At 51.9% G+C, this 14167-nt stretch carries 13 protein-coding genes and 1 other annotated feature; of the genes, 3 read left to right on the plus strand and 10 right to left on the minus strand.

The window, feature by feature from the left end:
- Nucleotides 1-6: 6 nt before the first annotated feature.
- A complete protein-coding gene (locus QOS01_RS02585) occupies nucleotides 7-612 on the plus strand; it encodes an endonuclease III domain-containing protein (RefSeq protein ID WP_283620975.1) in 606 nt (201 codons plus the stop codon).
- On the opposite strand, the gene QOS01_RS02590 is transcribed toward QOS01_RS02585, so the two are convergent.
- Nucleotides 607-1437 carry a glycosyltransferase family 8 protein gene (locus QOS01_RS02590; RefSeq protein WP_283620976.1) on the minus strand — a complete coding sequence of 277 codons (831 nt, stop codon included), beginning with the start codon at nucleotides 1435-1437 and terminating at the stop codon, nucleotides 607-609. The two genes, QOS01_RS02585 and QOS01_RS02590, sit on opposite strands and share 6 nt — an antisense overlap.
- Nucleotides 1438-1541: 104 nt before the next feature.
- Here QOS01_RS02590 and QOS01_RS02595 point away from each other — a divergent pair, with 104 nt between their 5' ends.
- Entirely contained in the window at nucleotides 1542-2198 is a 657-nt protein-coding gene (locus QOS01_RS02595; protein ID WP_283620977.1) for an HD domain-containing protein, read from the plus strand.
- 69 nt (nucleotides 2199-2267) lie between these two features.
- Here QOS01_RS02595 and QOS01_RS02600 read toward each other — a convergent pair whose 3' ends face one another.
- From QOS01_RS02600 to QOS01_RS02610, 3 genes are all read right to left on the minus strand, one after another.
- Nucleotides 2268-2723 carry a DUF441 domain-containing protein gene (locus tag QOS01_RS02600; protein WP_283620978.1) on the minus strand — a complete coding sequence of 152 codons (456 nt, stop codon included), beginning with the start codon at nucleotides 2721-2723 and terminating at the stop codon, nucleotides 2268-2270.
- Between the two features lie 63 nt (nucleotides 2724-2786).
- Nucleotides 2787-3410 carry a hypothetical protein gene (locus QOS01_RS02605; protein WP_283620979.1) on the minus strand — a complete coding sequence of 208 codons (624 nt, stop codon included), beginning with the start codon at nucleotides 3408-3410 and terminating at the stop codon, nucleotides 2787-2789.
- On the minus strand, nucleotides 3410-4285 hold the full coding sequence (locus QOS01_RS02610; RefSeq protein ID WP_283620980.1) for a DegV family protein: 876 nt from the start codon (nucleotides 4283-4285) through the stop codon (nucleotides 3410-3412). The genes QOS01_RS02605 and QOS01_RS02610 overlap by 1 nt, the downstream gene beginning before the upstream one ends.
- 210 nt (nucleotides 4286-4495) lie before the next feature.
- On the opposite strand from QOS01_RS02610, the gene QOS01_RS02615 reads away from it, so the two are divergent.
- A complete protein-coding gene (locus QOS01_RS02615; RefSeq protein ID WP_283620981.1) occupies nucleotides 4496-6175 on the plus strand; it encodes an NFACT RNA binding domain-containing protein in 1680 nt (559 codons plus the stop codon).
- Between the two features lie 261 nt (nucleotides 6176-6436).
- On the opposite strand, the gene QOS01_RS02620 is transcribed toward QOS01_RS02615, so the two are convergent.
- From QOS01_RS02620 to QOS01_RS02645, 6 genes are all read right to left on the minus strand, one after another.
- Complete coding sequence (locus QOS01_RS02620) at nucleotides 6437-7303, minus strand: MetQ/NlpA family ABC transporter substrate-binding protein (RefSeq protein ID WP_283620982.1); 867 nt, start codon at nucleotides 7301-7303, stop codon at nucleotides 6437-6439.
- Nucleotides 7304-7330: 27 nt separating this feature from the next.
- On the minus strand, nucleotides 7331-7807 hold the full coding sequence (locus QOS01_RS02625; protein WP_047767155.1) for an S-ribosylhomocysteine lyase: 477 nt from the start codon (nucleotides 7805-7807) through the stop codon (nucleotides 7331-7333).
- Between the two features lie 26 nt (nucleotides 7808-7833).
- The gene (locus tag QOS01_RS02630; RefSeq protein ID WP_283620983.1) at nucleotides 7834-8952 is read right to left on the minus strand and encodes a vitamin B12 independent methionine synthase; all 1119 of its coding nucleotides are present in this window, start codon (nucleotides 8950-8952) and stop codon (nucleotides 7834-7836) included.
- A gap of 78 nt (nucleotides 8953-9030) precedes the next feature.
- Nucleotides 9031-9282 (minus strand) — a binding site (T-box leader).
- Between the two features lie 310 nt (nucleotides 9283-9592).
- Nucleotides 9593-12091: an ATP-binding protein gene (locus QOS01_RS02635; protein WP_283620984.1), complete on the minus strand. Its 2499-nt coding sequence runs from the start codon at nucleotides 12089-12091 to the stop codon at nucleotides 9593-9595.
- The gene (locus QOS01_RS02640; protein WP_283620985.1) at nucleotides 12091-13173 is read right to left on the minus strand and encodes a carbamoyl phosphate synthase small subunit; all 1083 of its coding nucleotides are present in this window, start codon (nucleotides 13171-13173) and stop codon (nucleotides 12091-12093) included. The genes QOS01_RS02635 and QOS01_RS02640 overlap by 1 nt, the downstream gene beginning before the upstream one ends.
- Nucleotides 13174-13251: 78 nt before the next feature.
- Nucleotides 13252-14166, minus strand: a complete 915-nt coding sequence (locus QOS01_RS02645) for an RluA family pseudouridine synthase (RefSeq protein ID WP_283620986.1) — start codon at nucleotides 14164-14166, stop codon at nucleotides 13252-13254.
- Nucleotide 14167: the final 1 nt, after the last annotated feature.

The following is a 14167-nucleotide window of genomic DNA, read 5'->3' on the forward strand; positions in this document are numbered from 1 at the left end:
GCACTGATGGAACTAACCTTATTAAGCCTTTACCAAAAGATGCACCGGAAGATGGGCCCTTCTGGCTGGTGGCCAGCTGATTCAAAGGAAGAAATCATCATTGGGGCCCTGATGATTCAAAACACTAACTGGCAGAATGCCGACAAGGCGGTTGCTAATTTCCAGCAAAAAACGGGGTTTGATCCGGAAAAAATAACCAATTTACCAATGACTGAGATCCAGCGTTTGGTGCGCCCGGCTGGCTTCTATAAGAATAAGAGCAAGGCGGTGGCTGCCGTTTTTTCCTGGCTCGCCCAGTTCAACTTCGACTACTCCCGGATCCACCAAAGCCTTGGCACTAACCTCCGGGGCACCCTGTTAAAACTGCACGGCGTCGGGGACGAGACAGCGGACGTCCTGCGCACCTACATTTTCGACGACCCCACCTTTATCGCTGATAAGTACGCCCGGACCTTGTTTACCAGGCTCGGGGTGCCCAATCTCAGTAATTACCAGTCGGTCGCCATGGCCCAGGACTTCCACGGCCTTATCGATGAGTTCGGCAAGCAGTACTTTCACCCCGCTACCAAGTTTGACCAGAGCTTTCTTTGCGGTGACCGGCTTATTTTATAGGGCAATTTGGCCCTTGATAATGCGCTGGGTCAGGTGGTCATAATGCTTGTAAAGGTCGGTGAAACGGCCGTGCCGTGTACTCTTTAGCCATGGTTTTTCGCGCCCACAGTAGTGGAGGATTACCGTGTTTTCAATTACCCAGTTGAGGTCCCACTCCCCGAAGCTGATGAGCTCGTACGTCCGCCCGTTGCGGGTGTCATAGTTATACTTTTCATCAGGGACCGACTTGATGTACTTGCCATACAAGGCGTTTAAGACGTCCTGGTCCGGTAAGAGGAGGATATGCTTACGAATGTAATCAAAGATGTCCGTTGCCCGGACCCGTTGCCGGATATTATCGAGGTTCATTAGCAGGACGCCGGAGTTGTAGTAACCGTCCGCATCGAAGTTTTGCAGGCGAATCTTGTTAATCACATCGGTGGTGTTGGTTAAGCCCGTATGAATTGCCGATGCATAGAGGTAGTTGGTCAGGTCCAGGCGGTAAAACTGGTCAAGGTTATTAATGCAGAGCGTATCAGCGTCCAGGTACAGGATCTTGTGGACGGTTGCGGGGAGCAGTTGGTGGGCCAACAGGCGGTAGTAGATGGTGGTCGGGTAGCGGTCCGTCACCGGCGCGTCGACAAAGAGCCCCTCGTCAACCAGCACCGGGTGGTAGGTCATCCCCAGGAGCTGACAAAGGTGGTCGATCTCGGCACCCTTTTCAAGCTTCCTTTTCTGCAAGACGTACACATCAATCTTTGTCGCCTGGGTGTTTAAGCTGATTGACAGCAAGACGGTTTCCAGCTGGCGGGCAAAACGGTCGTCAATCGAAAAAAGTAAATTCATGGTGGGTCCTCCTTAATAATTACAATTATAGCAAGAAGAGGCTTGCCCTAGTCAGGAAAATCCGTTAGTCTTAAAGCATTAACTAACTGAAGGAGTATCAGAGAATGACGCACGAACAACAAATTGCTGCGGTTAAGCGGTACACGATTGACAAGCTCGGCGAAGATAGTACCGGCCATGGGATGGACCATATCAACCGGGTCGTTAAGATGGCCAAGAAGATTGCCCTGGGCGAAGGGGTCGACCCCTTCCTTCCCGTTGCTGCCGCTTACCTCCACGACACGATTGACGAAAAGCTGGTGGCAAGCGTTGATGAAGCCAAGGAAGAACTGTGGACCTACTTGGAACAGAACGGTTTCGAAGCCAACGATATCTTCACCATCATGGACGTCATTGCCAATATCTCCTTTGCCCACACCCTCGATAAGGGTGAGGTCCACCTCAGTAAGATTGGTCAAATCGTCCGTGATGCTGACTGGCTAGATGCAATCGGGGCAATCGGCATTATCCGGGCCATCTACTACGGTGGTGCCCACCATGAAAAGATTTACGACCCCCGGATCAAGCCGCGGGAAAACATGTCCCATGAGGAATACCGGAACCTTGATGACGAGACAATCATTAACCACTTCTCCGAGAAGATTCTCAAGCTGGCGGGGATGCTACAGACCCCAACAGCAAAGCAGATTGCGGTCCACCGCCAGGCCGTCTTGAAAGGCTTTCTCGCCGAATTCCATAACGAATGGGATAATAAATGTTAAAGAAGCTAAAAAGCATCAGAGCGCTCCCGACTAGTCACTAGGAGTACCCTGATGCTTTTTCGTTTCGCTTTAAAAATGCAGATTCAACAAACTAATAATGCAGTAAGTCATCCCACTGGCAATCACCGGTCCAGCGGCCACCCCCTTAAAGACGACCACACCGATGATGGTCCCTAAGACCAGGGCCACCGTTACCTGGGGCACCGCGGCCAATTGGTTAATGCCGTACTTGGAAAGAATGGCCACCGCAATTCCCGCCGCAATCGCAATCCATCCGGCCGGGTTCTTGAAGGCCTTAAAAAGGTCGTTAAAGGTAATCTGACCGGTCGCGATTGGGACCAGGATGGCGACCGAAATGATTGTCACGCCCCAGTTAATTCCCCGGCTCTGGATAACCGGCAACCACTTGGTAGTCATCGGCAGGAGCTTGAGGGCCATCACAACCACCGCCGCAATCACCAGCGACATGTTTTTTCCGAACAGGGCGATCAGTAAGACAACCCCTAAAAATAACCAACTTTCCATTTCATCCTCCAAACAAAAGGTGGGAAATACCTCCCCAGGATCGGCAACCGTGCCGCCGGAAGTTTATTTTCCACCCTTTTCTTTATTCTTTTTATTATGTTCACTTAGGTCGATTTCTACGGGGCCCTGTGGATTATCCGGGTGGTCATTTCCCGGTAAAATCTGCCGGGCGAGCCACCGGAAGGCCATTGCCAGCGGCGCCGTTAAAACGGCGTACAGTAATGCCGTCAAAATTGTGGACAGCAGGTCCAGCCGGATAAAGGCCAACCAGTCACCACCCGTTCGCCAACCGACAAGGCCAACAAAGATGAGGTTCAAGACCGCCTCCATGATGGCCGCCACGAGTGCTAACCAGATTAGTTGCTGGTGGCTGACCTTCTGCCGTAGCGGCAACTGCCAACCAATAATCCAGCCGATCAAGGCGGTAATGAGGACAAAGTTAACCAGCATCAACCAGTCCGCACTACCCAGCGCCAGTAATATTAAACAGGCAACGACGGCCGTAATGATTCCAGAAACGGTCCCAATAGCGATGGTAACCGCCACGGGGATCAAGCCGGCCAACGGCGCAATTAGCACCCCCGTGGGGGCAACAATCCGAAAACTCTCGATCCCCACCAAAACGGTTAGAATAGCAGCGATGATAATCATCCCCGCATACTTCAGCCAATTCTTCTTCATATCCATTACAGGGGCTTCTTAGTAGTGTCTTGCATCCAGGCAAGTGCTAAAGCACCCTGCCCAAGGTGAGTCCCAATTACTGGGCCAAAGTAGCCCAGCGCGAAGTCAATGTCGGGGTGCTCTGCCTGCAACTTATCCAGCCACTTTTGTCCGGCCTCTTCAGCATTGGCGTGAATAACCATTCCCCGTACCGGATAGTCAACCTTGGCTAACTTCTCATTAAAGATCTGCTCACAGCGCAACTTGGCCTTCTTCATCGAACGAACCTTTTCAAAGGCCTCAATCGAGTGGTTCGGGTTGTCGAATGACAGCAGTGGCTTAATCTTCAGGATTGACCCCACAAATGCGGAGGCGTTAGAAAGACGGCCGCCCCGGACCAGGTTCTGTAGGTCATCAACGACGAACAGGTCGTTGACCGTGTCACTCAGGGTCCTTAACTTAGTAATTACCTCGTCTGGGTCTTCATGTTCTTGGACCAGTTTAGCTGCTTCCAAGACGATGTAGTGCATTGGTTCAGAGGTAATGTGACAGTCAAACGGAATAATCTTGATTGTGTCCTTCATTTCCTCGGCAATTTGCGCAACGTTGCCCAAGAAGCCGGAAATGGAACCGGTCAAAAAGATACTGATGGCCGCGTCATAGCCGTCGTCAGCCAGTTTCTGGTAGAGTTCCATCATTTGACCAATCGATGGTTGGGAAGTACTTGGAAAAGAACTCGAGGTCTTCAGCAACTGGTAGAAGTCACCGGTTGAAATGTCGACCCCTTCACGGAAGTTTTTCCCATCAATCGAAAACGGAATTGGCACAACGTGAATGTTGTTTTTCGCTGCCTCTTCAGGAGTGATGTTGGCGGTGCTGTCCGTAACAACAGCAATTTTCATCTTATCTTCCTCCAAGTCGTTATAAATTTAATAGAATAATTGCAAATGATATTAGAAAATATCCATAATATAAGAAGCATACCACAAGAGCAGGCATAAACCAACTATTGTTTCCCCCACCAGAGTGCTTTGTTTTGGCGCTTCACTGGTAAAAACGTTATAATTAATACCGCACTTTTAATGAACGTAAAAAATAAAGGAGTAATTACAATGTCTTTTGATGGCTTCTTCACCCATGCCATAGTACACGAACTGAATACGACTTTAAAGACCGGTCGGGTGGCCCGGATCAGCCAACCATACCCTGCTGAATTAATCATGACCATTCGGGCCCAGCGTCACAACTATTCCCTCTTAATTTCTGCGAACCCGACCTACCCCCGGATTCAAATCACGACGGTCCCGTTCACGAATCCCGCCGTCCCCGCTAACTTCACGATGACCCTTCGGAAGTACCTTGACGGGGCCATCCTGGAAAAGATCGAACAGGTTGGTAACGACCGGATCATCCGGCTCACCTTTAACACCCGCGATGAGCTCGGGGATAGTCAGAAACTCATCTTAGTTAGTGAAATCATGGCCCGCCACAGTAACATTTCCCTGGTCAATGATAAGACAGGCAAGATTATTGATACCATTAAGCACGTCGGCTCGGACCAGAACCGGGTTCGTCTTCTATTGCCGGGTGCCACCTTTGTCATGCCGCCGAAGCAGGACAAGGCCAACCCCTACTTGCCCAACCAGCTTTACAGTGATCTGGTCCGGGAGTTTTCTGACCCCCGTGACCTGGCCAAGCAGCTGCAAGACCATTATGAGGGGTTGGGCCATGATACGTCTTTAGACCTGGCCAACCGGCTTCTGGCCAGTGACCACCTGCCAACCACCTACCAGCAGTTTATCCACCACTTTGACAACCCAGACCCCGTTATCCTTGATGGCAAAAAGAAGCAGTTCATGGCCTTCCCACCAGCCGGGGCTGACGAAAACGCCATCCAGCACTTCTCAACGCTATCTGAAATGCTCGATAGTTACTACGCCCAGAAGGCCCAGCAGGACCGTTCCAAAGAACTGGCCGGGCAAGTAATCAAGGTCATTAAAAACGAACTCAAGAAGGACCGGCGCAAGGTTAAGAAGCTCAATAAACAGCTTGAAGACGCCAGCGAAGCGGATAAGTACCGGATCCGTGGCGAGATCCTGACCACCTACCTCGGTAAGTTGAAGCACGGGATGAAGGAAATCACCCTTCCTAACTTCTACGATGACAATAAGCCCCTTAAGATCAGCCTCTCCCCGGAGCTTTCCCCATCACGAAACGCCCAGAAGTACTTTACCAAGTACGATAAGTTGAAGAGCTCTGTAGCCTACGTCGACGAGCAGCTCAAGCTAACCAACGCGGAGATCGAATACTTTGAAAATATCCAGAATCAGATTGACCTTGCCTCGCCATCTGACATTCAGGAAATCCGTCTTGAGCTGCAAGAGGAAGGCTACATCAAGAACAAGAAGAAGGGCAAGAAGCGGCGCAAGGTCCGGGTCAGCAAGCCCGAACAGTTCCACACGAGCGATGGGACCCTTGTGCTTGTCGGTAAGAACAACCTGCAAAACGACCGCCTCAGTTTTAAAATCGCCAACAAGAATGAAATCTGGCTGCACGTCAAGGACATCCCTGGTTCCCACGTTGTAATCCGTGATACCCACCCAAGTGATCAGACCATTCTGGAGGCGGCCCAACTGGCAGCCTACTTCTCAAAGGGACGTGATTCCGACAACGTACCCGTTGACTACCTGCCGGTCAAGCGCCTCCACAAGCCAAACGGTGCTAAGCCCGGTTTCGTTACTTTCACCGGCCAAAAGACTTTATATGTGACGCCGCACAAACTGAATAACTAGTTAATTTTGCCAATGACCACGTCCTTTTTCTGGGCGTGGCTTTTTGGTTTAAATGGTTGGTGTTTTAGTTTAGTTAAAGTAAATATTCTCTTCTAAAGCCGCCTCCATAAAAAAAGCTCCCCAGCAGATGGAGAGCTAATTGTTTATTTAACTGGTTGGTTTAACCAGTGCCAAATCTTGTGGCCTACGGGAGTTTTAACCAGCCGTTGCTTGCGGAGTAAGTTTGTTTCGAGGTAGTGGACAATATTCATTAAAATCACCCTACTTTTCTAAATAACTAAGTGGTTTTTGAACATTTACCTTGGTCCCCTGGTACTTCTTGTTGATCCACTGTTGAATCTGGTGGTTGTGGTACAGGGTTACCAGTTTCTTGTAACGAGCATTGTTGCGGTTCTTCTCGGCGGTTGCCAGGACGTTGATGTTGTCCTTGGTGCTTTGGTCCACCTTTTCGTGATAGATAGAATCCTTCAGTACGTTTAGGTGCCCCGTCAAGGCGATCGTATTCCCAATCAGGACCAGGTCGGTCGACTTTAGGACCCGGGGACCCGTTGTATCGTCGATTTCCTTAAACTTGAGGTGCTTCGGGTTAGCGGCAATCTCGTTTGTCCCGCTCGTGGCCCCAAAACTCTTCTTTAGCTTGATTAAACCAGCGCTTTGCAAGAGGAGAAGACCCCGGGCCGTGTTGGCCGGGTTATTGGCGATTGCCACCGTGGCGCCATCCGGAACCTGACTAATCTTCTTGTAGCGGTCGGAGTAAATCCCCATTGGTTCCAGGTAGGTGGTCCCGAGGGCCGCTAACTGACCATTCTTGTTTTCCTTATTGTAGGCCTGGAGGTAGGACCAGGACTGGAAGGCATTAACATCAATCTGGCCGTTCGCCGTCGCCTTGTTCAAAGCAACCGGGTCGGTAAAGTCCTTAACCCGGATCTTAAGCCCCGCCTGCTTGGCCTCCTTGCTCTTCGCAATGTGCTGCCAAACCTGGACGTCCGGGCCAATCGTCCCAATGGTAATCTCCTTATTACCGAGTGGGCCACTATTGCTGGCAAAGCCGAGGCCGACCGCTGCCGCCAGGACAACGATGATCCCGATCACCCACCACCAAATTTTACGTCTTCTCTTCTTGCGCATGCCAATCTTCCTCTCTTATTTCGTCAACTAGTCAACAACGTGCCGTTCAAATGGCTTATCGGAAATTCCCTCGCTCAAAATCTTCTTAGACCATTCCTTAGCGGAGAATAGTGAGTGGTCACGGTAATTCCCACAGGTCTTGATTGTCGTTCCCTGAACGTCTTCCCACTTTGTCTTGTAGGCAATTTCCTCTAATGATGACTTCAGGGCCTTGGCAACTTCGGTAGTTGAGTGTTCACCCCAGGTAATCAAGTGGAAGCCGGTCCGGCAGCCAAATGGTGAGCAGTCAATGACCCCGTCCAAGCGGTCCCGCAGCAAACCAGCCAGCAGGTGTTCAATCGTGTGTAAACCAGCGGTTGGGATGGCGTTTTCGTTTGGTTGGACTAACCGCAAGTCGTAGTTACTAATCTTGTCGCCCTTTGGCCCTTCTTCAACCGTAATCAAACGAACGTATGGTGCCTTAACCTTAGTGTGATCCAACGTAAAACTTTCAACTTTAGCCATAATAATGATCTCCTTTAATTAATTCTTTAGTCCCAAACTTCTTCTGCAATCTTCTTAATCAGTTTTAACTTTGCCCATTCTTGATCTTCCGTTAAAATATTACCTTCTTCCGTTGATGCGAACCCACATTGGGGACTCAGGCACAGGTTTGCCAAGGGAACGTGTTCGGCCGCCTCGTGAATTCGTTTAACCACCTTTTTCTCATCCTCAAGTTCTCCTGACTTTGAAGTAACCAATCCCAAGACGATCCGGACATCCGGACGATTATTCCAAATCGTGGCCAGCGGTGAGAAGTCCCCCGCCCGGTCGGAATCATACTCCAGGAAGAATCCGTCGTAGTTAAGCTGGGCGAGGTACTTGGCCACCGGCCCGTAGCCACCAGAGAAGAGGAAAGTTGACTTGAAATTCCCCCGACAGATGTGGGTCGTCACGGTCAGGTCTGCCGGCAGGTCGGCCAGGGCACCGTTGATAACGGTCACCGCATCCTCTGCCAGCTGAACATACTTGGCATGTTCAGCTTCCTGATCAGCGGTTTCGTTGAGCTTACTGATGAGGAAGGCCCAGGTCGTATCGTCGATCTGGAGGTAGCGGCAACCCAGCTCGTAGAAGTGCTTGATGGTTTTGTTATAGGCCGTTGCCAAGTCGGCGAGGTAGTCAGCCCGCTGGTCATAAAACTCTGGCCAGTTGTCCGACCGGTTATCCCGGAAAAGCATTGTTGGTGATGGGATGGTTTGCTTAACTACCGTCCCCTCACCAGCGGCTTGCTGGGCGAACTGGAAGGCCGCGAAGAATGGGTGATCAGGGTTGTAGGCCACCTTCCCCGCTAATTCGGCGTTGTCCGTCCGGGTCTTGGCGCCGTGGAACTTATAACTCTTCTGGTAGTCATACTTGGCAACCCCCTTCAGGCCCCAAAGGAAGTCGAGGTGCCACCAGCTCCGCCGAAATTCACCATCGGTCACCGCGTGAAGGTCCACCACCTTTTCCTTATTGATCAGGTCGGTGATGCATTCGTCGGTGACCGCCTTTAAGGTGGCCTCGTCAATGTCACCTGCCTTGTACTTGGCCCGGGCCTCCTTCAACTTAGCTGGTCGTAAGAAACTGCCGACAATATCGTAATGGTATGGTGCTTGTAATTTTTCACTCATGTTCAATTCTCCCCTTCACGTCAAAATGAGAAGATGGTTAAAAGCAAAAACGTCCCTAGGAAAGACTACTGTGCCTTTCCTAGGGACGTTAGAAATTCATTAACGTGATACCACCCTAATTTGGTAGGGACTCACATCCCCACCCTCAATAGGTACACCGTATGGTAGACCTAGACTTGCTATCGGTCGTCAACCGTGGATTACTTACCGTAGCTCGCAATCACAACTTGCTCCAAGACCATCTTCGTGAGCCGCTGACTCATCACCTCTCAGCACTGGTGATTCTCTGTAAAGTCATTAGAACACTACTCATCTTTTCTAAGCGTTTCTTAATTTGATTGTCATTATTGTATAATCCACGTTAATGAATGTCAAGGGTGAAATTTAATTTTTTGAACTACGAGTATATCTGCTTAACGACTAAGAGAACCACTGCTTCAATTGCAAAACCTAAAAGTAATACTAAACTTTCCATATTAAAAAACGCTCCTTAAAAAGTCTTTGATCAAGCGGCATTCGCGAATGAGTGCTAGGTAACCGCTTTCATGATTGATTATAACACTTAATGAACATTTTTCAAAAACTCATCAATTATTAGCACCCGTGCTTTATAAAGAGCATCAGTGCCTAATTTTATTTTCTATATGAACTGCATCCGGGCGCCGATAATCTTCTCGACCGCCGGAACACCGTTTTTAACGTGGAGCGCTTTGAATGGGAAGGTCGCCCGGTAGGTGGCACTGCCGGATGGGCCCTCGTGTTTCAAGAACTCGTTAATGTCCGCGCTCTGTGCCCGCCCGGTAAGGATCCGGGTCAAAATGGCAGAGAGATTTAACCCCAGGGCCTTGGCCAAAAAGGCAATCTCCGGCAGTGGCATCGGCTGGACACCGACCTGCTTAAAACCGCCGCTCGCCTGTTTTTCAAAGATCACCTGGTAGAGGCCCGGAACCGACTGCCCCGCAATCGCGGCCATACTCTGGTCATTTAACTTCTGGTTATCGGCATTATCCAGCTCGGCCGGGTAACGGATCGCCGTTGACTCGTATTCAAGTTGGTCGACGGAAAGTAGGTTGGTGATGGTCCCCAGCGGGTAGGCATACTTGCCATCGTAGAGGAAGTTAAAGGAAACCAGCTGGTTAGAATAGTCATCCAGCATTGACAGGTCATCATCCGGAATCACCACGAGCTGGCTTTCAATTTGGTCCTTCTTAAGTGCCGCCAGAAGGTCACCGTAACTGGCGGGCACGAACAAAAACTGCGGCTGCTCAATTCGCAGGATCTGCAGGATGTTTTCCGTCGTGGCCGGCTCAATGTAGCGCTTGTCCGCCAGTGAGTAGCTCAGGGTAACTGAACTGGGGTTGGAATTGACCACTACCGTGTGGAAGTGGTCGGCCTTTAATTGGCGCATCACCATGGCGACAAAGTAGTCCCCGGCGTTACTCATCCCCAGCCGCAGGCCCCCAGTTCCGATAATCATCGCACTCGGCTGGGCCGTCTTGGTGGCCTCGTTTTCGGACTCAAGTGCGGAGTAGAAGCTCCCGGTGTGCTGGGTGAACTCCCCACCGGAGGGCTCGATCTCCTTATACTTGGTCATCAACTTGTGGTCCTCATACATCTGGTAGACCTGCTCCGGAGTCGTCTTCCACAGGCGGGCAATCAGTTGGTTGCTCAGGCCGTTATACTTGGCCTTAATCAACACCGGCTCCTTCTGCGGGTGTTCGATGATCTCTTCAATTAGCAACCGCATCCGGTTGATCTGGTCAAAGTAGAAGGGATCAATCTTCGTCATCTCGGCGAGTTCATCGACCGAATAGCCCCGCTTCATCGCCTCAATCAGGACGAAGATCCGCCCCGCAGCCGGGTGGACAAGCTTCATGACGAGTTCATCATCAGAGAGCTTCTCCTGGGCTAACAGGTGGAAATCGGTCGGTTCCTTGTAGCGGGACTCAATGGCCTTGAACAGGGCCTCAATCGGGCTGCGGCCAATCCCAAAGGCCGTCCCCACCGACTTCTTCTCAGTTGTCAGCTGCTGGTCGGCTTCGGGAACCGCATCAAAACCCCACATCGGCACCCGGGCCGCAATGTGGTCCATCGTCGGTTCGACGAGGGCGGCGTGGTTAACGTAGTCCTTACCGAGGTCAATATTACGCAGGAGCGAACCCGCGTACAGCTGGGCACAGACCTTAGCAATCGGGTACCCCGTCGACTGGGCAACAAAGGCCGTCATCCGGTCGAAGTAGGCACTGTTCTTGATCACGTAGAACTTATCATTTTCCGGGTTAAGGGCAAACTGGACGTGGTTGACCCCCACAATCCGCAGCTTGCGAGTAATCGCAAAGGCCGTGTCCCGCATGTCCTGAATTTGCCGGTCTAAGAGGGTCTGCGGCGGGTTAAAGGCAATCGAGTCACCAGCGTGAATACCGATTGGGTCCATGTCTTCAACCATCGAAAGCATCATCATTGTCCCCGACTGGTCACGCTGGACGACCACCTCAATTTCCTTAAAGCCCGCCAGGCTCTGCTGAACAAAGACCTGGTCGGCCCGCGACTGCTTTAGGCACTTCTGGACGGCCGGGGCCAACTCCCGCTGGTCATGGACAATCTGTCGGGTGCTGCTGCTCTTGGGAAGGACCGACCGGATAATGACCGGGTAACCAATCTTACGGGCCTCTTCTAGGGCGTCCTGGTAGGTATTGACGGTGACGATGGCCTTCGTCGGCGCGTCCATCGCGTGGAGAGTCCGACTAAGCAGGACCGGGTTATTGATCTGCCGGATGGTCCCTTCCGGAATGCCCAGCAGGCGGATGTTTCTTTCCTGGATAATCCCCTTGTCAAGCAGCTTCTGGGTCAGTTCGAAGGCGCGCCGGTTCCCCAAAGTTGGGAGGATCGCGTGAGGCTTGTATTGGTCAATGATGCGGATCAGGTTATCGACCTCCAGTGGGCCCACACAAGCGTGGTCAATGATGTCGCTGCTTTCCAGACTTACCGAAAAGGGATTGTCATCGACGAGGATGGTGTGGACGCCTAGTTGGTGGAATTCAGTGGCCACCTGGTAGGTTGCCGAGTCGAGTTCATCCCCGTGTTGGACATCGTTGGCCCCGGCCCCGATAATCAGGACGGAACGAACTTCTTTTGTCATTACCGTTGCGCCTCCCTCCGGGTCATGATCTCAATAAATTCATCAAATAGGCCGTTTGTCTCGTCGGGCCCAGGTGCCCCGTCCGGGAAGAACTGGACGGAAAACGCCGGGTACTGCCGGTGACGCAGGCCCTGAATACTGTTATCCAACATGTCGACATAGGTGATGAAGAGCTTGGAGCGGTCGATCGTCGTCCGGTCCACCTGGTAGCCCCCACCCTGGGTTGCGTAGACAATGTGGTCCGTCACAATCTCGTGCAGGGGGTGGTTCATCCCGTGGTGCTCAACCGGCAGGCGCTTGACCTGGGCCCCGTTCGCCATTGCAAAGAGCTCATGGCCCAGGCCAATTGCAAAGAGGGGCACCTTTTCTTCCACTTCCCGAATCATCTTCAGGACCGACGCCTTCAGTTTGTTGGGATCCCCCGGGCCGGTCGACAGGACAACCCCGTCTGGATCTAGGCGGAGGATCTCATCCGTTGTTGCCGTGTACGGCAGGACGGTGACGTTGCACTTCCGCCGGCTTAGTTGTCGCAGGACCCCGTTCTTCAGGCCGAAGTCAATAACGACAACGCTCTTCCCCACTCCCGGATTCGGGTAGGGCTTAGGCGTGGCCACCTGGGCCACCTGCTGGCTCGTCAGGACCGTGGCGTGGAGCTGGTCGAAGGCGTGGTCATCAGGGACAGGCACAATACTCCCCTTCAACGGCTTCCCGGCAGCACGGAGCTTATGAACAATGGCCCGGGTGTCAACGTTACTGATCCCTGGAATGTTCATCTGCTTTAAGTACTGGTCCAGGGTCAGCCGGCGGACGTTGTTAGTCGCCACGTTGGAGAGCGACCGGACCACAACCCCCTTGATTGTCGGGACAATTGTCTCATAGATGTTGCGCTGAATCCCGTAGCTCCCGATATTAGGTTGGGTAAAAATCAAAATCTGATTATTGTAGATTTGGTTGGTGACGATCTCCTGGTAACCAGTCATGCTGGTGTTAAAAACTACTTCGCCAAAGGTCACGGCCGGGGCGCCAAAACCATCGCCGGCAAAGATAGACCCATCTTCAAATATGAGGTATCGTGATGCCATTAATAATCCCCCTCTTGAGCAGGTTACGTTTTGCTCACTTATTCACTCTTCCAATTATATACGACTTGGTGCTTTCTGTTAATTAGAATCCGTCTTGTCCAGCTTATCCAGCATTTTCTGAAAGTAGTCGGGCAGTGGGGTCGTAAACACCATTTCTTTTCCCGTCCGGGGGTGTTTAAAGCCGAGCAGCCGGGCGTGAAGGTACTGGCCCGCCCCCGGGAGGGTCTTCCGCGGACCATACAGGGGGTCCCCAGCAAGCGGGTGGCCAATCGACTTCATGTGGACCCGGATCTGGTGGGTCCGGCCCGTCTCCAGCCGGCAGGAAACTAGCGTGTAGTGCCGGTAACGCTTCAACACCTTGAAGTGGGTAACGGCGTGCCGTCCGTCACTGACGATGGCCTGTTTCTTCCGGTCCTTTCTTGACCGCCCAATCGGCGCGTCAATGGTCCCCTGGTCGTCCTTAATGACACCATGCACCAGCGCCACGTACTCCCGCTTATTGGTTTTGGCCTTTAATTGGGCAGCCAAGGAGCGATGGGCCATGTCGTTTTTGGCCACCATCAAAAGGCCTGAGGTGTCCTTGTCAATCCGGTGAACAATCCCGGGACGAAATTCCCCATTGATTGTCGAGAGTGGGCAGTGGTGCAAGAGGGCGTTAACGAGGGTGTGATTGGGGTGCCCCGGTGCCGGGTGGACCACCATCCCCTGGGGCTTATTTACGACCACCACGTCATCGTCTTCGTAAACGATGTCGAGGGGTATATTCTCGGACTCCAGGTCAATCTTCTGGGGCTTTTCTGGCTCGATAGTCACCTCATCACCGACCGCAAGCTTGTATTTGGGCTTAACCGGGTGCCCATTAACCTTTACGTTCCCGTCACCGATCCATTTTTGAATCTGTGAGCGGGAATACTGGTTGAAGTGGTGACCCAGTTGCTTATCAATTCGCCCGGTCATCCCCTCTTCAACCACTAACCGTAAATTTTCTTCCATA

It is taken from the genome of Limosilactobacillus avium (assembly GCF_947381485.1).
Taxonomy (GTDB): domain Bacteria; phylum Bacillota; class Bacilli; order Lactobacillales; family Lactobacillaceae; genus Limosilactobacillus; species Limosilactobacillus avium.